At 54.2% G+C, this 18,132-nt stretch carries 17 protein-coding genes; 12 read left to right on the top strand and 5 right to left on the bottom strand.

From position 1 onward, the window contains the following. Positions 1-6: 6 nt before the first annotated feature. From WBR57_RS10685 to WBR57_RS10655, 7 genes are read left to right on the top strand one after another with little or no spacing between them, the layout of a single operon-like run. Entirely contained in the window at positions 7-1,050 is a 1,044-nt protein-coding gene (locus WBR57_RS10685; protein ID WP_424083798.1) for a Gfo/Idh/MocA family protein, read from the top strand. Then, the gene (locus WBR57_RS10680) at positions 1,031-2,041 is read left to right on the top strand and encodes a zinc-dependent alcohol dehydrogenase (protein WP_424083797.1); all 1,011 of its coding nucleotides are present in this window, start codon (positions 1,031-1,033) and stop codon (positions 2,039-2,041) included. The genes WBR57_RS10685 and WBR57_RS10680 overlap by 20 nt, the downstream gene beginning before the upstream one ends. Positions 2,042-2,061: 20 nt before the next feature. After that, complete coding sequence (locus WBR57_RS10675; protein ID WP_424083796.1) at positions 2,062-2,841, top strand: 1-deoxy-D-xylulose-5-phosphate synthase N-terminal domain-containing protein; 780 nt, start codon at positions 2,062-2,064, stop codon at positions 2,839-2,841. A 26-nt stretch (positions 2,842-2,867) separates the two neighbouring features. Then, positions 2,868-3,794, top strand: coding sequence for a hypothetical protein (locus WBR57_RS10670; RefSeq protein ID WP_424083795.1), 927 nt, complete (start codon positions 2,868-2,870; stop codon positions 3,792-3,794). A gap of 3 nt (positions 3,795-3,797) precedes the next feature. Continuing rightward, positions 3,798-4,619 carry a sugar phosphate isomerase/epimerase family protein gene (locus WBR57_RS10665; protein ID WP_424083794.1) on the top strand — a complete coding sequence of 274 codons (822 nt, stop codon included), beginning with the start codon at positions 3,798-3,800 and terminating at the stop codon, positions 4,617-4,619. Between the two features lie 3 nt (positions 4,620-4,622). Continuing rightward, complete coding sequence (locus WBR57_RS10660; protein WP_424083793.1) at positions 4,623-5,417, top strand: SDR family NAD(P)-dependent oxidoreductase; 795 nt, start codon at positions 4,623-4,625, stop codon at positions 5,415-5,417. Between the two features lie 2 nt (positions 5,418-5,419). Further along, positions 5,420-5,863 carry an HIT family protein gene (locus tag WBR57_RS10655; RefSeq protein WP_424083792.1) on the top strand — a complete coding sequence of 148 codons (444 nt, stop codon included), beginning with the start codon at positions 5,420-5,422 and terminating at the stop codon, positions 5,861-5,863. A gap of 362 nt (positions 5,864-6,225) precedes the next feature. On the opposite strand, the gene WBR57_RS10650 is transcribed toward WBR57_RS10655, so the two are convergent. Further along, entirely contained in the window at positions 6,226-6,711 is a 486-nt protein-coding gene (locus WBR57_RS10650) for a hypothetical protein (RefSeq protein ID WP_424083791.1), read from the bottom strand. A 113-nt stretch (positions 6,712-6,824) separates the two neighbouring features. Here WBR57_RS10650 and WBR57_RS10645 point away from each other — a divergent pair, with 113 nt between their 5' ends. From WBR57_RS10645 to WBR57_RS10630, 4 genes are all read left to right on the top strand, one after another. After that, positions 6,825-7,703 (top strand): AraC family transcriptional regulator, encoded by an 879-nt coding sequence (locus WBR57_RS10645; protein ID WP_424083790.1) that lies wholly within the window; start codon positions 6,825-6,827, stop codon positions 7,701-7,703. A gap of 109 nt (positions 7,704-7,812) precedes the next feature. Next, on the top strand, positions 7,813-9,156 hold the full coding sequence (locus WBR57_RS10640; RefSeq protein WP_424083789.1) for a CHASE2 domain-containing protein: 1,344 nt from the start codon (positions 7,813-7,815) through the stop codon (positions 9,154-9,156). 37 nt (positions 9,157-9,193) lie between these two features. Next, positions 9,194-9,559, top strand: coding sequence for a hypothetical protein (locus tag WBR57_RS10635; RefSeq protein WP_424083788.1), 366 nt, complete (start codon positions 9,194-9,196; stop codon positions 9,557-9,559). Positions 9,560-9,572: 13 nt separating this feature from the next. Further along, positions 9,573-11,150: a M48 family metalloprotease gene (locus WBR57_RS10630; protein ID WP_424083787.1), complete on the top strand. Its 1,578-nt coding sequence runs from the start codon at positions 9,573-9,575 to the stop codon at positions 11,148-11,150. Positions 11,151-11,271: 121 nt separating this feature from the next. On the opposite strand, the gene WBR57_RS10625 is transcribed toward WBR57_RS10630, so the two are convergent. Then, positions 11,272-12,588 carry an OprD family porin gene (locus WBR57_RS10625; RefSeq protein WP_424083786.1) on the bottom strand — a complete coding sequence of 439 codons (1,317 nt, stop codon included), beginning with the start codon at positions 12,586-12,588 and terminating at the stop codon, positions 11,272-11,274. Between the two features lie 411 nt (positions 12,589-12,999). Here WBR57_RS10625 and WBR57_RS10620 point away from each other — a divergent pair, with 411 nt between their 5' ends. Further along, complete coding sequence (locus WBR57_RS10620; RefSeq protein ID WP_424083785.1) at positions 13,000-15,087, top strand: TonB-dependent receptor; 2,088 nt, start codon at positions 13,000-13,002, stop codon at positions 15,085-15,087. Between the two features lie 52 nt (positions 15,088-15,139). Here the strand turns inward: WBR57_RS10620 and WBR57_RS10615 are convergent, their stop codons facing one another. The 3 genes from WBR57_RS10615 to WBR57_RS10605 all read right to left on the bottom strand — a co-directional run. After that, a complete protein-coding gene (locus WBR57_RS10615) occupies positions 15,140-15,355 on the bottom strand; it encodes a hypothetical protein (RefSeq protein WP_424083784.1) in 216 nt (71 codons plus the stop codon). A gap of 232 nt (positions 15,356-15,587) precedes the next feature. Continuing rightward, entirely contained in the window at positions 15,588-16,694 is a 1,107-nt protein-coding gene (gene aguA / locus WBR57_RS10610) for an agmatine deiminase (RefSeq protein ID WP_424083783.1), read from the bottom strand. A gap of 121 nt (positions 16,695-16,815) precedes the next feature. Further along, the coding region (locus tag WBR57_RS10605; protein WP_424083782.1) for an aminotransferase class III-fold pyridoxal phosphate-dependent enzyme at positions 16,816-18,132 on the bottom strand (1,317 nt) is incomplete at its 5' end.

Genomic DNA, 18,132 nt, shown 5'->3' with positions numbered 1-18,132 from the left:
CGACCCATGTTGAACATCGGTATCGTTGGTCGTAATCACGGAATGAAACATCTGAATAACATACAGCGCTATCACTCTAATAAAGCCATGGTAAAAGCTCTAACTTACAAGAATATGTCGAGATTTTCAGATATTGAAAGCGGAATTAGGACATACGACAGCTATAAAAAAATGATTCGCGAGGCCGACTTAGATGCATTGATCCTGGCCGGCCCGCACAATTTAACTAAAGAAATCATAGAGTTTAGCGCAGAAAAAATAAAATTTTTCTTAATTGAAAAACCAGTGGCTTACGACTCGGCAGAAATCACAAAGATAAAGGAAATTCTTAATGAATATAACTGTACAGCATTAATAGGTCATCACCGAAGATTCTCGCCAAAGATGCAGGAGCTCAAGCGAATAATCGCTTCAGGCGTTATAGGCAACGTCATATCTTTTGATTCAGTATGGTGCATTAAAAAAAACGATGACTATTTCAAGAATGTAGAAAGCAATTGGAGAATTCATGCAAATCAAGGTGGTGGTCCTTTAGCAATAAATGGCATACACGAGATAGATACCGTTAGGTTCCTCTTTGGTGAGATAGGTCTAACCAAGGCTATCCTAGGCCAAACTAACAGAAATTTAGCCATCGAAGAAAATATTACTGCGATTTTTAAGCTAAAAAACGGGATTATCGGAACTCTCTTAATAGGAGACAATATTCCATCACCGTTTAGCTACGAAAAAACGATGAATGAAAACCATGCATTCCCTAAGAGTAATGTGGATTTTCTAAAAATTTTTGGTGACAAAGGCGTCATTACTTTTCCCAGTTTAACTTTATATTCGTATGAAGGTTCAGGGGATTGGCACTCTAGGTTTTGGGCGAAACTTGTTAATTCCGAAGCGCTCTGCGAGGATCCGCTTAAACTGGAAATGGATCATTTTATCAGAGTAATTGAGGGTAAAGAAACGCCCTTGGTCAATATAGACGACGCACTGAGGAATATGGTCGTTGTAGATAAAATAAAACAGGAGGTTAACAATGAAAGCGCTAATTTATAATGGAGAACAGATCATTTACCAAGATGACGATCTGTGCGAAGCTGAATATTATCCGCGCCCTATTAGGATAAAAATTAAGTTAGCAGGTATTTGCTCGACTGATCTGAAAATCGTTGATGGTAAGTACTATAACAAAACCTTGTTAAAACTCAACGGGATCCTTGGTCATGAAGGCTGTGGGCACGTTGCTCAAGCTGCTCCAGATAGTCTCTTCAAGAATGGAGATCATGTGGTGTTTGAGACAGTTTTCCCCTGCCACAAATGTGATTCATGTATACAAAGCCTCACCAATTACTGTAGCAACTGGCGGCATATCGGTATAAATGCCAACGGCACATTTTCTGAGTACTTGACCGTTGACGAGTCAATGGCTCACAAAATATCGAAAGACATCCCTCCCGAAATCAGTGTTCTCACTGAGCCGCTTTCTATTGCGCTGAATTCCATGGCTAGCATCTTTGAAGGGCTTCGAGCTGAGATATTGACGGTCGCTGTCATAGGTCCAGGCATCCTAGGGCTTCTGCATACCCTTCTGTTGGCGGAAAACGGGCACTCAGTAGATGTGTTTGGCCTGAGCAGCGACGACCAACGTCTCGAAAAAGCACTCAGCCTCGGCGCGAGAAACACCTTCATAGCGGACACCAATCCGGCAGGACTGCACCATTACGATCTCGTCATTGACTCTAGCGACACCAGTTCTGGCTTAGTGTTCGCACTAAATCTCTGTAAACCTGGTGGACATCTCAGAATCCTGAATCTTTCGACAGAGAAGGGTATCAGCGCCTCTGATATCGTTAAAAGCGGGTGCCGAATATCGACGAGCAAAGGCATTCACCACAATCATATGGTAGCGGCATGTAACTACCTAGAAACTAGTGGTCATAAGCTCACTGGACTGACGACAAATTTATTTAGCCCGAACGAATATCAACAAGCATTCAATTTTGCCCGGGATAAGAGAGGCGTTAAATCAGCATTCAACTTCAATTGAAAAAAGCGGAGGGAATTCATATGCTTGGCCGAATTGAAAAAGATATCCGTTATCAGATTTTCAAACTATGCCACGAAGCGGGAGGTGGACATATTGCCTCTTCGCTATCAATGGTGGAAATTTTATGGTCTATCTTTTCCACTCACTACAAACCACCACATGATAGATTTTTACTAAGTTCCTGCCAAGGTGCGTTAGCTCTATATTGCGTGCAACACACATTAAAAACGCCTGATTTTAAACTTACTGATTTTTTAAAGGAAGGCTCAAATTTAACAATGTTCCCTAATACAGACCTACCATTTTCAGACATGACTTCCGGCTCTCTCGGCCATGGAATTTCAATGGCTGTTGGAATGGCCCTGCACAAAAAATTTAACGCAGTCGTAGGGGATACGCTATATGTGGTTGTAGGTGACGGCGAACTTGATGAAGGAAGTAATTGGGAGGGCATCATGGCTGCCGCCCATTTCTCGATCAGCAATCTCATCATCATTATTAACTACAACAAAGTACAAATTGACGGCACTACAGCCACGGTAATGAATATCGAGCCTTTGATTGACAAGCTAACTTCATTTGGATGCACCGTATTCAGTGTGGATGGACATAATACAAAAGAGATCATTGATACTATAACCTCCATCAAGCAAAAAAATACTGAAGGTCCTTCTGTGCTGATCGCTCATACGATTAAAGGGCACGGCATCAGCTTTTGCGCAAAAGATCTCAGCTGGCACTATAGAGTTCCGACCAAATTGGAATTGGATTTTGTAAAACAAGAATTGGATTGTCACTGAACATTATAAATTTAGGAGGCGCACAGATGAGGGATTTGAGAGATATCATCAATAACTATATTATTTTAAACGCCGAAATCGCGGATATTTACGTTGTGGCCGTAGACTCGGCTATCTCTTCAAATCTTCACGTTTTCAAGAGCCGACTGGGGCATCGTTTTATCGACGTAGGAGTGGCTGAACAAAACGCCTTCGATGTCGCTTCTGGACTTGCCCGAGAAGGGGCAACGGTATTTGTGTTTGGAATTTCTACCTTTTTATTGTACCGAGCGTATGAACAGTTTCGCTCAATAATTTGCGAAAACAAGCTCAAAGTTATATTTGTTGGTCTTTGGTGTGGCCTCTATTACTCCGACCAAGGATATACACACTTACAAATAGACGACATTAACGTCACCCGATCACTACCGAACCTAAACATATATTCACCTTACAGTGTTCCCAGCGCGGAGCGCTGCCTTGAAGATGCGCTTGAGTATATGGGTCCGTCGTATTTAAGAATTGAGAATCCGCTCCCCGATGGCGATTATCTCGACGACTATATAACCTTTGACTATTCCACACTCAACGACTCCAAGGCGCTAGCGATACTCGCGACAGGCCAGTCGGTGAAACGAAGTTTATTAGCCTCAAAAAATATTAATTCGACTCTAAAACTTGATATCCCAGTATATCCATTGAGCAACTTGGACGTTAAGCACTTGCAGTCACAAACTCAAGCGTATTTGGGCAGTTACCAACACCTGCTGATCGTAGAAGAGCACTTGGCTTTCTGCGGAGTAGGGGCCTATATAGGTTTTCTGTCAGCCGCGAGACAGTCCGGCAGCCGAATACATTGCTTGGGGATTGGTGATCCGATTGTCCGAAATCAAACCTATGACCGGGCTTTAGAATTTCACACACTTAATACACCTGGCATTATAAAAAAATGTTTTGAGATATTGGAGGTTTAACCGATGAAAATTTATATCAACGAAGGTAGTTTCGGATTTGATATGTCGCCGTTGGAAAAAATAGACCTGATATCCAATTCGCAGTTTTCCGGAATTGGTTTTTGGTTCGAAAAGCTTGATCTTTGGTTTCATCAGGCAAATGCAGACCCTCAGGAGCTAAAATCTCTATTGCAGACAAAAAATGTCGACGTAATTGAGATTAACTTCTTAAAATGTCTTTTTACTCATGACTATGAGAATCCTAAATTGCAAAATGAAATTTCGAGAGGTATTTATTATGCGAAGCTATTCGGTGCGCCCTTTCTCACAGCTGCGACATTTGGAGAAGATCTTCAACCGTCTCTGTACCGAAAAAACATCAGTAAGTTAGCAGAAAAGCTAGAGCAGGAGGGGCTTTCCCTAGCAATCGAATTCCTACCTTGGACGGAGATTCCCTCAATCACAAAGTTACAGGAGTTAATTGCCGTTGTTGACCGAGATAATGTAGGCATCCTTTTAGATACATATCATTTCTTTATGGGGGACCCGGACTTGGACGCGCTTAAGAGGATACCACCGGAAAAAATCTTTCTAATCCATGGCAATGATCTACTTAGAGACACCGATCTTTTTTCGAAGCTATCATTGATCGAAATAACCCGCGGCTATCGAGTAGCACCAGGACTGGGCGACTTTCCTCTTAATCAGTTTTTTAAAACTCTTCGGGAAATGGGTGTAAACGCTCCAGTCAGTTTGGAGGTATTGAACAGGGACTCAACATCACAGTACCACATTGAATCCGTGCTTAATTCTTATACTTCAACATTGCACCAGATAGGAGCGTAAGTCATGTATTCAGAACACTTTACCGCAGTGGTAACGGGTGCGGGAGGTACAATTGGCACATGCATATCCTCCCATTTGGCAGGTCTGGGTTATAATTTAGTAATAATTGATACTCACAAAAACAATCTGGATGCTCTTCAATCGAAGATCCAAAGAGAATACCCTGAAAGTCAAGTCCTTGCACTAACCGTTAACATCACTTCACCCCAAGAAGTGATACAAGCGTCACGGGTGGTCCAAAATAGATTTAAGGGTATTGACGTACTGATCAATAACGCGGGTATTTCTCCAAAGCTATCCAATGGCATGCGAATACCGGCCCTGAGTATCGATGATGACGAGTGGGACCTCGTAATGGAAACTAATCTAAAAAGTGTTTTTTTGATGTGTAAATATTTCTTCGATGTGCTCAAACGCGATAAAGGAAAAATTGTAAATATTGCCTCCATGATGGGGGTCACTGGCTCTGGCGTTGACACTAACCAAATATTTCCCTATAGCGTATCGGCAGCACACTACAGTGCATCAAAAGCTGGCGTGATAAATTTGACAAAGTCATTGGCACGAGAATTCAGCGAATCGAATGTCCCGGTCTACGCTATTGCTCCCGGTGCGGTTTCTGGTGGGATGGGCAAATTCGACGAAAGCTTCATCAAAAACCTGAAGGAGCAAATACCCAGTCATCAGCTTGGCACCCCTGAAGAAATTGTGAACACTCTCAATTTTTTGCTTACCTCCGGCATGAGCTTGACCGGGCAGACCTTGCACGTTAATCATGGATGGTTCATGGGAGGGTAGTCATGTCAGCGCAAAAAATTTACTCGGGAAAATACATCGAAATCTCTCACTGTCGAGACTGTGAAATTCCTGGCTATATGATAATTTCGTTTAAACGGACCGTATCTAAACTCGAGGAGCTCAGCTCGGCTGAAGGTACAGAATTGATGAATGGTTTAGCGTTTGCGGAACGGGCCTTACAAAGTGCTTTCTCTCCTGAAAAGATATACATAATGCGTATTTCTGAGCTAAATCCTGAATTGCATTTCCATGTTTTTCCAAGATACGCGTCTGTGACCAAATTATATTTGGTGGAACACAATGAACCTACTATTGATGGTCCCTCTTTTTTCAGCTGGGCTCGGAAGCGGTTTAGCCGTTCAGTGAACGAGCCTAGCCAAGAGATGTTGGATGCTCAGTCAATACTCACGGAAACCCTTGACGCTTACTTTTCACGGCCTTTGTAATCATCCTAAACCGGGGAATTATTGGAGCGATATGAGCTTTGCTACCTCATAAAATACGGGCTGTATTAGGATAATCGTAGAGGTATATTTTTTTTGAAACAGCCATAATTTTTTGCAAAACAGACAGTTATTTTTCTATTCGACTCCTGGTGCCGCACCATATAAGACGAAGCCCTCACAGCAATGTGAGGGCTTTGTTGTTTCTGGGGTTTGGGGCGAGTGTCCACAAACGTCCACGCTTGCTCTGCCCCTTCGATATACCCCTGGTCACAATTCCCGACGACAAACCCCTATTGCCGTGTAACACCCCGCAGTAATAGAAACGCCCGGACGTACCGACGTCGGGGTTTTTGGTATGGGTTTCAGGCCAGCTGCCCGCCGCTCCTACGCAAGTTGACCATCTGCACAGTCACCCCAATAACAAGCGCCAGCGCGATGCCGCCTTGCGCGCCGAGCAGCACGGGCGATTGCAAGTCGGTGACAAAGGGATGCTCATCGGGCACCCGGCGCAATGTCTCGGAGACGGTGGGCACCATCAGGAAGAACGCTGTCAGGCTCAGGAAAAGGGTTTCCAGGTACACCCGCGCACGTCCCAGCCACGCCATGTGCCCTATCCCGTAACCGGCTGCCAGCAAGGCAAGCGTGATGACGCCGATGATGTTGCTGACCGGTTGCTTCGCGACCAGGAAAACGCTGAAGGCACCGATCAGCATAAACGCGAGGTAGAGCCTGCCCGGTGCCGAGCGGGGGACGATGCGGCCGTGGCGAATGAACATGTAGGCGGACAGCGGGATGGCGGGCAGGCTGCCGAGGGTGTGGACCCAGCCAAGGGCGGAGATGCCGAACATTGAGTTGCTCCCAGGTAATTGGATAAATGGCCAACGCTGGAAACGCAGTTCCAGGTTGCACCGGCGCGCTATGATCTGTGGGGTCAGCTTAGTGAAGGCATGGTGAACCGGACATGATGAATCCCCTCGATAACTTGATCATTCATCCAGAAATGCAACTGGAGGGGCTGGCCAAGGGCGACTTGCTTTCCCAGGTGCTGGCGCAGATCCGTCTGACGGGTGATCGCGTTTATTCGTGCGCGCTGGCGCAAGGGCAGCGCCTGGCGCTTGATGAGCAGAGTGCGCACATTTGTGTGCTTAAGCAGGGCCAGTTGCGGGTTGAGGGTGCCGACCCGTCGCCGGCTACGCTGGAACAGGGTGACGTACTATTGCTGGCCCATGATCCCAGCGGCATCGCGATCACAGCAGCCAATGGCCCCGTCACCGTGGTGGTCTGCCAGTTCTGGTTTGATGCGAGCAGCTTCCAGGCGATGCTGTTTGGCCTGCCTCGGCTGATCCATATTCGCCAAACCGAAGCCGCCGCCTGGGCCGAAGGTATCTTGCATTTCATGCTGCTCGAAGCCCATGACACGCAGCCCGGCGGGGCGTTGATGATTTCACGCCTGATTGACCTGGTGGTGATTCGCATCCTGCGCACCTGGGTCCAGCAGGGCACAGCCTCCGGGTGGCTGGGCGGATTGTCGGATGCGCGTATTGCCCGGGCACTGAGGGCTGTCCACGCAACACCTGGCCGGCAGTGGCGCATTGATGCGCTGGCGGAAATTGCCGGCATGTCGCGCTCCAATTTCTGCGAGCGTTTCAGCACCTTGGTAGGACGCTCGCCGTTGCGTTATCAGAATGAGTGGCGGCTGACGCTGGCGAAAAACATGCTCTCCCAAAAACAAGGCCGCATCGGCGAGATCGGCTTTGCGATCGGCTATGAATCCGAGGCCGCGTTCAGTCGTGCTTATAAAGCCTTTTTTGGACGGTCGCCACGAGAGGACAATTCATAGTTTTTCGGCATGCGCCCACGAATATGGCACTTAGCCACTTTTCCATTTGACACCCCCTCCCCGCTCCGCTAAAAACCCTGCCTTGCTTGTGCTTTTTATTGAGACATGGATGTTGTCGACCCCTCCGCTGTTCAAACACCGCCGCTATTGGCTGGCGGCAATCATCGTGCTGTTGGCGATCCTCGACCCTTTCGGCCTGGCGAGTTCCAGCGATAAGTCGTCAGCGCAATGGCTCAACCGCATGTTCGCCAGCCATTACGGCGGCGAGGGGCAACAGCGCGTGGCGGTGGTGCTGATCGACGATGCGTACCTGATGCGCAATGGCACCTCGTGGCCCATGCCGTATGGCGAGCAAAGCAAACTGTTCAAGCGCCTGCTGGCGTACAAGCCCCAGGCTGTCTTTGTGGATTTGCTGTACAGCCATGACCATTCCTTCGGCGACCCGACGCGGGGCAGTCAGTTATTGGCAAATGTGTTCGAGCGTTACCAGCGCCAAGGCATTACGCTGTGGCTGGCCAATACCGGCGTAACCCGGGGCGAGGCTGGCCAGGCCAATACGCTGGCACCGTTTGTCCAAGTGGGCCGCCCCGCCCTGGTCGCGTGGGACGGTGTGGACGATAAATACCCGCTAGCCGTTGAAACCTCCATCGGGCTGATGGAAACACCGGCCATGGCGCTGTATCGCGAGTTCTGCTCGACGCACGCGTGCACATCGCCGCCGGTGGACACACAGGCAGCCTCACACCGGCAACCCATCGCCGTGCAATGGGGCCTGAAGCTGGCGCCGGAGCAGGCGCGTATCGCCGATGTACGTCATTGCGCGCCGGCGCGCCATTTTGTGCTGGATGGGGTGGCGCAGTTTTTTCAAGCGGTGTTCTGGAAACTCGACGACTCGGCTCAAGCACGCTGCCCTTACACGTTGACGCTGTCGGCCAGCGACCTGGAAGTCAGCGACCCACAAAACCAGGCGCTGCTTGCCGAATTGCTGCGCGACCGCCTGGTATTGGTCGGGGCCAATATCACTTCTACGGGGGATCTGGTGGAGTCGCCGGTCCACGGCCAGCTTGCCGGCGTTTATCTGCATGCCATGGCCCTGGACAATCTGATCAATGCGGGCATGGATTACGACCATGAACCCGCCAACCTTCCCGGCCTGCCGTTCAATTGGCTCGACCTGCTGGAGCTCGGCCTACTGGCCTTGATCGCAGCGCTCAAGGCGCTGCACGCACGACGGCTGGCGGGCCAGCGAACGTGGAGTCGTTGGCGGCGCCGAGAAATCCAGTTTTTTTCTTCGCCGTGCCCCTCGTGGTTGTTGGTGATGTCGGTGCTGATTGTGGTGAGCGTGTTGCTGAGCGTTAACCACATCACCCCAGTCAACGTGCTGGGCATTGTGTTGCTGTCATTGGTGTTGTTCAGCGAACGAGTCGAAGCCTTCTTCGACCGGGATCGCTGAGCGTGCCGCTTTGTTGTTTGAATCAAGGAACCCAAGGATGAACAGAAGCCTCATCGTTTTGCTCGCCACCCTCTTCACCCAGGGTGCCTGGGCGGAAATCCACAGCATCAAGGCATTCCTGGCCGACCCGGTAGCGGTGTTGGATGAGCAGGGAAAACAACAGCGGGAGCTGCCGAAAAAAGATGCGCCCACCCAGCCGGTGCCGGTACTGCAGTACAACAAGGCACTGGACTTGGTGCAGGTGGAACTGGCGGGCCAGAAGATCTGGCTGGACACCATGGACCTGCGCATCGAGCCGCCACTGAACGTGGTGGACCTGCCTTGCCAGGGTCTGACCAAAAGCCAGACCAAAGATAGCCGCAATAACTCCACCATCGGTTTTGGTGCGGGTTGCAACCAATAAAAGGAGCATTGCGGTGAAGGGATCTATATTGGCGGCCAGCTTGCTGGCAAGTACGGTACTCAGCGGCTGCGCGACGTTGAAGGGAGCCGACAAAGCGTTCATGAATCTGGTGGGCCCTTCGACCCAATCCCGGGTCCAGGGCCACTACGTGGATAACACCGAAGTGCGCCAGTATTACAAGCTCGACCCGCAACGCCAGAGCCAGCAGCGGTTGAGCTATGACGGACGCGCCGTGCCGGCTGCCGAGGCCCGCCAGCAAAACCTGGTGGATATCCCGATGCTTCAGGCTTATCTGCAGGGCATTGTCACGCGCTTGTCCAAAGGCTGGCCCGGAGAGCTGCCTCCCCTTCAGGTGAAGATCACCGACAGCTATAACTTCGGCCCCTCGGCTGACCCTTACGGCAACGTGTTCGTGCCCTTGGGCATGCTGGACAACGTCGACAGCGAAGACGAAATCGCCGCGATGCTTGGTCACGAAATGAGCCACGTCCTGCTGCACCACCATGACCGTATGGCGGCCTTCCAGCAGCAGAAAGAGATGTTCACCACGGTCGCGTCCACCGTCGCCTTGGCCACGCTGGCGGCCGACACCGGTGTGGACCGCAGCTCCGGTACGATGAAGCTGTTCAGTAAAGACCCGGCCGGTACTCAGAAAACCATCGGTAATACAGTGCTGTACACCGCGCTCGCCAATACCTTTTCCGACCATGTGTGGAGCACCGCCTGGGGCCGAACCCAGGAAGACCAGGCGGACCTGCTCGGCACCGACTTGATGATCCGCGCCGGTTATGCGCCCCGCGCCGCCAGCCATAGCCTGGAGCGCCTCAACGACTTCCAGGGCAAGCAAAAACCCTTGCTCACAGGTTTCCTCACCGCACGCAAAAACGCCATGCAGGATTCGCTGCAGCAGTTCAACCTGAACCGCTTTACCCAGGAGCTTGACGTGCTGGTCAAGGACGGCCTGACCACCAGCATCACCGCGACCGCCCAGTACTTCAACCGCTCCCATATGTCGACGACCGACCGCGACACCGAGCTGCGTCAATACCTGCAACGTGAATACCGCCAGGAGCGTCGCGCGCGCATCAACACCCAAAACTGGGCGAAGATGAAAAGCACACCGCAAGTGGCGAAAGCCCTGCAAGGTTACAAGGATGCCTACTTCGCCAACGACGCCTTGGAAAAAAACAAAGTGCCCGATGCCGATGGGTTTATCCGCAAAGCCTTGGCTTCGCCGGTCAAGGATCAGCCAGGTATCCGTCGTACGGCGTATACCGTGCGCTTGGCCCAGGGCCGCAGCAGCGACGCGCTGAAAGAACTGCAAGCGATCAAGGACTGGAGCCTCGCGGGCCCTTCGACCTATGACCTGATGATCAGCTACCACCTCAAGCGCGGTGACGGGCAGTCGGCGCTGGTGATGATCGATCAAGCGGAACGCCACCTTGGCTCCGAGGAACTGTTCATCACAGAGAAGCTGTTGGCCAACCAGCAAATAAAGAACGCGCAGCAGGTGCAAACTGTCCTGCGCAAATGCGAGCAATATCCTGCACGCAAGGAAAACTGCAAGAAGCTGGCGCCGGTCAAAGCCTGAGGCAAGGGGCCCCTGGCCCGCAAGATTCTGCACAGCCGCGAGACCAACGCGCAGGCATAAAAAAACCCCGAACCAGTCGGGGTTTTTTATCGCCTTGGAATCAGGCGCGACGCCGGATCATTTAGAAAACGTTGATCGGGTAGTCGGCGAACAGACGGATTTCGTTACCGCCTACGTTGTACTTGTCGGCGTTGCTGGAAACGCGCAACCAGGACGCACGCGCACGCAGGCTCAGGTCCTTGGCCGGGCCGCTCTGCACGACGTATTTGAACTGGTTGAAGATTTCGCGCTCGGTGCCATTGCCGCGGTTGGAACCGTCGTCAATGTTGGTGCCGCGCACGTACGCCACGTTGTAGGTCAGGCCAGGCACGCCGAAGGTGCTGAAGTCCAGGCCGTAGCCTGCCTGCCAGGAACGCTCGTCCTTGCCGTTGAAGTCGGACCAGTACGAGTTGGCCAGCAGGATGGTGTTGCCGCCGTCGCCGATGCTGCCAGCGTTGCGGTAGCCGCCGTACAGGTAGCCGGTGTCGCCGGTGCTGCGCTGGTGAGCGACGGTGAAGCTGTGCGGGCCGACGGCCCAAGTGGCGCCCAGGCTCCAGATCTTGTTGTCGCGAGCATCTTCGTCACCTTGGTTTTCCAGGGCGAAGCTCTTGTCCAGCTTGGTCTTGTAGCCGTTGAAGTCAAAGGTCAGCGACTGTTTCTCTGGCAGGGCCAGCACGTAGTTGACGTTGACGTATTGCTTCTTCAGCACATCCTGCATGTCGGAGGCATACAGCGCGGCCGACAGGCTTTCGGTGAATTTGTAGCTACCGCCGATGTAGTCGATGCTTTTCAGGCGACCGCTGTCGGTGCCTTCCATGCTCTTGCGCGCTTCTTTGGTGAAGTGACCCGCGTCCAGTTGCAGACCGGCGATCTCTTTGGAGACGATCGACGTACCGGTGTAGGTTTCCGACAACAGACGGGAGTTGTCGTACTGCAGCACCGGCACGGCCGGGAACTGGTCACCGTACTTGAGCACGGTGTTGGAAACGCGGAACTTCACGGCAGCGCCGCCCTTGGCCAGGTCGTCTGCTGGCGAGCCCGGGTTGTTGGAGCCATCAGGGTTGGTGGTGCCATTGCCGCGCTTGAAGAAGTCGATACCGCCCGCGCCGGAGCGACCTTTGCCACCGTCCAGACGGATAGCGTATTGGCCGATCACGTCCACACCGACACCGACGGTGCCCTGGGTGAAACCGGACTCGAACTTGCCGATGAAACCTTGGCCCCATTCGGCTTTGTCTTGCTGGCCGTTCTTGTAGTCACGGCTGATGTAGGCGTTACGTGCTGCGATGTTCAGGTGGCTGTCTTCAACGAAACCCTTGGATTGCTCCTGGTCGTTTGCCATTGCTGCCGATGCGCTCAAAATCCCCAGAGCGATCAGACTCATCCGTTGCTTCAACATTTCTTATATTCCTTATTACTGGTTGAGTACGCGCTATGACACCAGGCTCCGTATTGCTTTTCTGATGTCGACTTTCTCCGAAAAAAAGAAGGCCCGCGGGACGACTTAACATGCCGCGGGCCTTTTTTATTGGATGAGTCATGGCGGTTCGCCACAGGCGTTGGGCGCAATCCTAGTCGTGCGTTGAACTATGTGTCAATTTCGCGAATCGTCTGTATTTAGGCGAAATAATTCTAAGCAAAGGCTTACAGACCTCCTCAAAACGACCAAAAACCCTCTTCCACGACAGAAAAAACATATTTAGTAACATATTTCAAAGTCGATACATTTGGTAATTGATAACGCGCGCAAATGCAAAGCATTACCATTAACGTGCCGTTTTCCTCCCAAACACTTTGGATACATTCACCCATGCCTGCCCCTCGCCTGACGCCCATTACCCTTGGGCTCTCTATTCTGTTGTCTGCCGGTTTTGCCTGTGCGGCCACGACCTTGCCCGAAACCTCGATCAGCGCCGAAGCTGACGAGGACGACCCGCGTGTCAAGGAGACCAGTACCGCCACCCGCACCGCCACCCCCGTGCGTTATGTGCCCCAGGCCATCGACTCGGTGAAGACCGAAACCCTGCGTTCCTACGGCACCAATGACCTGGGCCAGGCGTTGAGCGGTATTCCCAACGTCAGCAGCGGTGCCGATACGCGTTTCGACAGTTTGCGCATACGCGGTTTTGACGCGAGCAACGACTTCTACCTGGATGGCATCCGCGACGACAGCCAGTACGTGCGCGACCTGCATAACATCGAGCGCATTGAAGTGCTCAAGGGGCCGGCGGCGGTACTGTACGGGCGAGGCGGCCAGGGAGGGATCGTCAACCGTGTCAGCAAACTGCCAATCGCCGGGCATAAGTCGAGCATCGAGGCCCAGGGCGGCAGCAACGACCTGCGCAGCCTGTATGCCGACCTCAGCACTGACCCCACCGAAGACATCAGCCTGCGCCTGAACATGGGCAACCAGGACAACAACAGTTTTCGCGACGGCGTCAGTGGCAATCGCCAGCTGTTTGCACCGTCGATGAGCTGGCAGCTGACACCGGACCTGAACTGGCTGGTGCAATACGAATACAGCCGCTACAACCGCACGCCAGACCGTGGCATTCCCGGGGTCAACGGGCGCCCGGCGGATGTGAGCCGTAGCACGACCTACTTTGACAGCCGCGATTACATCGACGATAAAACCCAGTCGCTGCGCTCCAGACTCGCCTATGAACTCAACGATAACTGGCAATTACGCCAGACCCTCGGCGTGTTCAAGCTCGACAGCGATTTCGACAACACCTATCAAACCGGCTACACCCCGGCGACCAATCGCGTCACCCGCCAGCGCTGGCAGCAGGACCTGACCACCCTGAATATCTTCAACAACGTCGAGCTGGAAGGCGGCTTCAGCACCTTTGGCCTGGAACACCGCCTGCTGACCGGCCTGGAGCTGGGTAGCCAGCGCCGCGACCCGAAGCTGTACACCGCGACGGCGGTCAACCGTGGCGGCCAGGCCGTGCCGAGCCTGGACCTCAACCAGCCGAATCGCCACTTGAGCCACAACGGGCGGATGAGCGTATCGAGCAACAACCACACCGAAGTCGACAGCCGCGCCGTGTATGTACAAGACCAACTGCGCCTGAACGATCAGTGGCAAGTGCTGGCGGGCCTGCGCTACGACTACTTCGAAGTGGACACTAAAAACAAACTGCTCAACACCCGGCAGGCCGTCGAGAGCCGCAGCACCAGCCCGCGCTTCGGCCTGGTGTGGACGCCGCTGGAGCATCACTCGTTCTACGCCTCGTGGAGCAAAACCTTCTCCCCGGCAGGCGGCGGCCTGATCGGCATCACCCCGAATGCCGCCGGCAGCGTCAACGACCTGAGCCCCGAACTGACCAAACAGAAAGAAATCGGGATCAAGAGCGACTGGCTCGACGACCGCCTCAGCACCACCTTTGCCGTGTATGAACTGGAACTCTACAACCGCCGCACCAGCGACCCGCTGGACCGCACCATCACCCTGCTCAGCGGCTTGCAGCGCTCGCGCGGCATTGAGCTGACGGCCACCGGAAAAATCGTCGACGACTGGTATGTGCGCGGCGGCATCGGCCTGCAGGACGCCAAGGTCGAGAAGGACAACAATGGTTTTGAAGGCAAGCGCATCAGCGATGTCGCCAAGCGCAATGCCAGCCTGTTCCTGACCTGGAAACCGGAAATGGGTTGGTACGCGGAAACCGGCCTGACGCTGGTCGGCGACCGTTATGCCGACAGCCTCAACACCGTGGTGTTGCCGGGTTATGGCCGCTGGGACGCCTTGGCCGGGTTCCGTCACAAGGAGTGGGACGTAAGGGCGGCGTTGAACAACATTGCTGACAAGACCTACTACGCGTCAGCGACCAGTGTGGCGCAGATTCAGCCGGGTGAACCGCGCAGCCTGGTGGTGACGGGGACCTACAGTTTCTGAAGCCCATCACCCTCTAAATGTGGGAGCTGGCTTGCCAGCTCCCACAACTTAGTCAGCGTTGCATCAAGTCACACAGTGCATTCAGCTCAGCCTCACTGAGCAAACCCACCGGATACCGTGCACTCATCACGCTACGCAAGTCGGGTTGTTGCCTGATCTGTCGCGAGCCGTTTTCCTTCAACCAGAGCGCCAGTGCATGGATCGCATCACCATTGACCCGCAAGGGGTGGAAGGTGCGCGTGTACAACGGGTTGATATCGACATTCATTTCCGCGCTCTCCTACTGCGTGAGCGGCTAACTTACTCAAGGTTTGTGACAGAACTGCGCAGTCATCACCCTGGGCCACTGTGGCAACACCGATACAAGAGCTATGCCAATCTCTCGGGTTTAATGGCCTGCGGACACAAAAAAGCCCGCGACCTTGATGGGCCGCGGGCTTGTCAAAAACGCCATAACCGGTGAGCGCCCGGTTATCGCTGCTCAGCTGTTACAACTGCACTCAATTTTTGTGCGGAGCCGGTTGCTGCTGGGTCAGGCAGTGGATATTACCGCCGCCCAGTAACAGTTCACGGCCCGGCACCATCACCACTTCGTGCTGTGGGAACAGGTCCTGCAGGATTTTCTTGGCCTCGCTATCCAGCGGGTCGTCGAAGCTTGGCGCGATGATGCCACCGTTGACGATCAGGAAGTTCACGTAGGAACCGGCCAGACGCACGCTCGGGTTGCGCTCCTGGGAGCCGTCCACCGGGTCGACGCCCGCGCATTCTTCTTCGGTGGCGTACAGCGGCCCCGGAATCGGCATTTTGTGCACTGTGAACGCGCGGCCCTGGGCGTCGGTGCTGCTTTGCAGGACGTCCATGGCGGCATGGCAGCGCGCGTAGTTCGGGTCTTGCTCGTCGTCGGTCCAGGCCAGCAACACCTCGCCTGGGCGCACGTAGCAGCAGAAATTATCCACATGCCCGTCGGTTTCGTCGTTGAACAGGCCGTCCGGCAACCAGATGATCTTATCCACAGCCAGGTTGGCACTGAGCACCGCTTCGATCTCGGCGCGGTCCAGGTACGGGTTGCGATTGCGGTTGAGCAGGCACTCTTCGGTGGTGATCAGCGTGCCTTCGCCGTCGACATGGATCGAGCCGCCTTCCAGCACAAAGCCTTCGGTGCGGTAGCGTGGCGCACGTTCGATTTCGAGGATCTTGCCGCCTACCTGCGAGTCACGGTTCCACGGCGCGTACAGGCCGCCGTCAAAACCGCCCCAGGCGTTGAAGTCCCAGTTCACACCGCGCACTTCTCCGGTGTTGTTGATCACGAAGGTCGGCCCGGTGTCGCGTACCCAGGCGTCATCGCTGGACATCTCGACCACGCGAATATTCGGCACATCGAGACGGGCGCGGGCGTTTTCGTACTGGCCGGCGGATACGGCCACAGTCACCGGCTCAAAACGCGCAATGGCCTTGGCCACCGCCACGTGAGCGGCCTGCGCGGGCTTGCCGCCCAGGCGCCAGTTGTCCGGGCGCTCAGGCCAGATCATCCAGGTTTGGGTTTGGGGCGCCCATTCGGCGGGCATATGGAAGCCATCGGCGCGAGGGGTGCTGTGCAGGGTGGTCATGGCGGTATGGGCTCCGAATGGGGTAAAGGTGGACTTTATAGCGGATAAAAATCGGCTTTAAAAGGAATTAACGATCATAGCCGACAAATATGACAACAAATAGCCGATAACAATCGACTATCTACAGGTGTTCATCCAGCACCTTCGACAGCATGTCGACAAAGAAATCCACACTGCGTTTAGAAGTGACCATCGGCGGTTTAATTTTGAGGATGTTCAAATAATCGCCGGTAGGTTGCATGAAAATGCCCAGCTCGCGCAGGCGATCACACAGCAGCATGGTTTCTTCGGTCGCCGGTTCCAGGGTGTGCCGGTCGCGTACCAGCTCCAGGCCCAGATAGAAGCCGGAGCCGTGCACCGCGCCAACCAAGGGGTGGCGGTCGATCAGCTCTTCCAAACGCGCCTTGAAATGCCCGCCCACCACCAGGGCGTTTTCCCACAGCTTCTCTTCCTCCATCACGTCCAGCACTGCCATGCCGATCCGGCAACTGACCGGGCTGCCACCCGACGACGAGAAAAAGTAGCCCTCGGCCTCCAGCGTCTCGGCAATTTCGCGACGGGTGATCACCGCACCCAGCGGCTGGCCGTTGCCCATGCCTTTGGCCATGGTGATGATGTCGGGCACCACGCCCTGCTCCTCAAAGCCCCAGAAAAAATGCCCCATGCGGCCATAACCGACCTGCACCTCATCGGCGATACACACCCCGCCCCTGGCGCGCACCCGCGCATACACCTGCTGCAAATAGCCCGGCGGCAGCGAGATGCCGCCGGCATTGCCGTACACCGGCTCGCAGATAAAACCCGCCAGTTGGCGTTGGCTCGCGGCAATTTTCGCCAGATTGTGTTCCACGCTTCGTACATAATCCGGCGCGCTGTCCTGCCCACGGAACTCTCCGCGATAGGTATTCGGTGCGGTCACCGGGTGCACCCAGTCCGGGCGGCTGCTCAACGCCTGGGGGTTATCGGCAATCGAGGTCGACACCGCATCCGCCGCCACCGACCAGCCGTGGTAGGCCTCCAATACGCTGAGCATGTCGCGCCCGCCGCTGTAGGCCCAGGCCAGGCGGATCGCCAGGTCATTGGCTTCGGTGCCGCTGTTGACCAGGAACACCCGATCCATACCCTCTGGCGCCAACGCCAGCAAACGCTCGGAAAACTCGGCAATCGCTGCGTAGTGAAAGCGCGAATTGGTGTTGAGCAACGACCACTGGCGCGCCGCCACCGCCGCCATGCGCGGGTGGCCATGGCCCAGTACCGCGACGTTATTGAGCATGTCGAGGTAGGAGCGGCCCTGCATATCGATGAGGTGGTTGCGCCAGCCGCGCTCGATACGCGGCGGGTCGACGTAATAGTGTTTCTGCGAGCGCGCGAAGCTGGCGTCGCGGCGCGCCAGCAGGGCCTCGGGGTCCAGCTCAGGCTCGGCGTCACAGGCCAGCCC

The organism is Pseudomonas sp., assembly GCF_049590575.1.
GTDB lineage: Bacteria > Pseudomonadota > Gammaproteobacteria > Pseudomonadales > Pseudomonadaceae > Aquipseudomonas.
The sequence above is the reverse complement of the archived record's forward strand: the minus strand, read 5'-3'. Positions and strand labels throughout refer to the sequence as shown.

Excerpts from the sequence above, each read along its gene's own strand:
- WBR57_RS10675 (WP_424083796.1), top strand. The coding sequence starts at position 2,062 with ATGCTTGGCCGAATTGAAAAAGATATCCGTTATCAGATTTTCAAACTA.
- WBR57_RS10680 (WP_424083797.1), top strand. The coding sequence starts at position 1,031 with ATGAAAGCGCTAATTTATAATGGAGAACAGATCATTTACCAAGATGAC.
- WBR57_RS10655 (WP_424083792.1), top strand. The coding sequence starts at position 5,420 with ATGTCAGCGCAAAAAATTTACTCGGGAAAATACATCGAAATCTCTCAC.
- aguA (WP_424083783.1), bottom strand. The coding sequence starts at position 16,694 with ATGACCACCCTGCACAGCACCCCTCGCGCCGATGGCTTCCATATGCCC.
- WBR57_RS10645 (WP_424083790.1), top strand. The coding sequence starts at position 6,825 with ATGATGAATCCCCTCGATAACTTGATCATTCATCCAGAAATGCAACTG.
- WBR57_RS10625 (WP_424083786.1), bottom strand. The coding sequence starts at position 12,588 with ATGTTGAAGCAACGGATGAGTCTGATCGCTCTGGGGATTTTGAGCGCA.
- WBR57_RS10650 (WP_424083791.1), bottom strand. The coding sequence starts at position 6,711 with ATGTTCGGCATCTCCGCCCTTGGCTGGGTCCACACCCTCGGCAGCCTG.
- WBR57_RS10665 (WP_424083794.1), top strand. The coding sequence starts at position 3,798 with ATGAAAATTTATATCAACGAAGGTAGTTTCGGATTTGATATGTCGCCG.
- WBR57_RS10635 (WP_424083788.1), top strand. The coding sequence starts at position 9,194 with ATGAACAGAAGCCTCATCGTTTTGCTCGCCACCCTCTTCACCCAGGGT.
- WBR57_RS10660 (WP_424083793.1), top strand. The coding sequence starts at position 4,623 with ATGTATTCAGAACACTTTACCGCAGTGGTAACGGGTGCGGGAGGTACA.
- WBR57_RS10670 (WP_424083795.1), top strand. The coding sequence starts at position 2,868 with ATGAGGGATTTGAGAGATATCATCAATAACTATATTATTTTAAACGCC.
- WBR57_RS10615 (WP_424083784.1), bottom strand. The coding sequence starts at position 15,355 with ATGAATGTCGATATCAACCCGTTGTACACGCGCACCTTCCACCCCTTG.
- WBR57_RS10685 (WP_424083798.1), top strand. The coding sequence starts at position 7 with ATGTTGAACATCGGTATCGTTGGTCGTAATCACGGAATGAAACATCTG.
- WBR57_RS10620 (WP_424083785.1), top strand. The coding sequence starts at position 13,000 with ATGCCTGCCCCTCGCCTGACGCCCATTACCCTTGGGCTCTCTATTCTG.
- WBR57_RS10640 (WP_424083789.1), top strand. The coding sequence starts at position 7,813 with ATGTTGTCGACCCCTCCGCTGTTCAAACACCGCCGCTATTGGCTGGCG.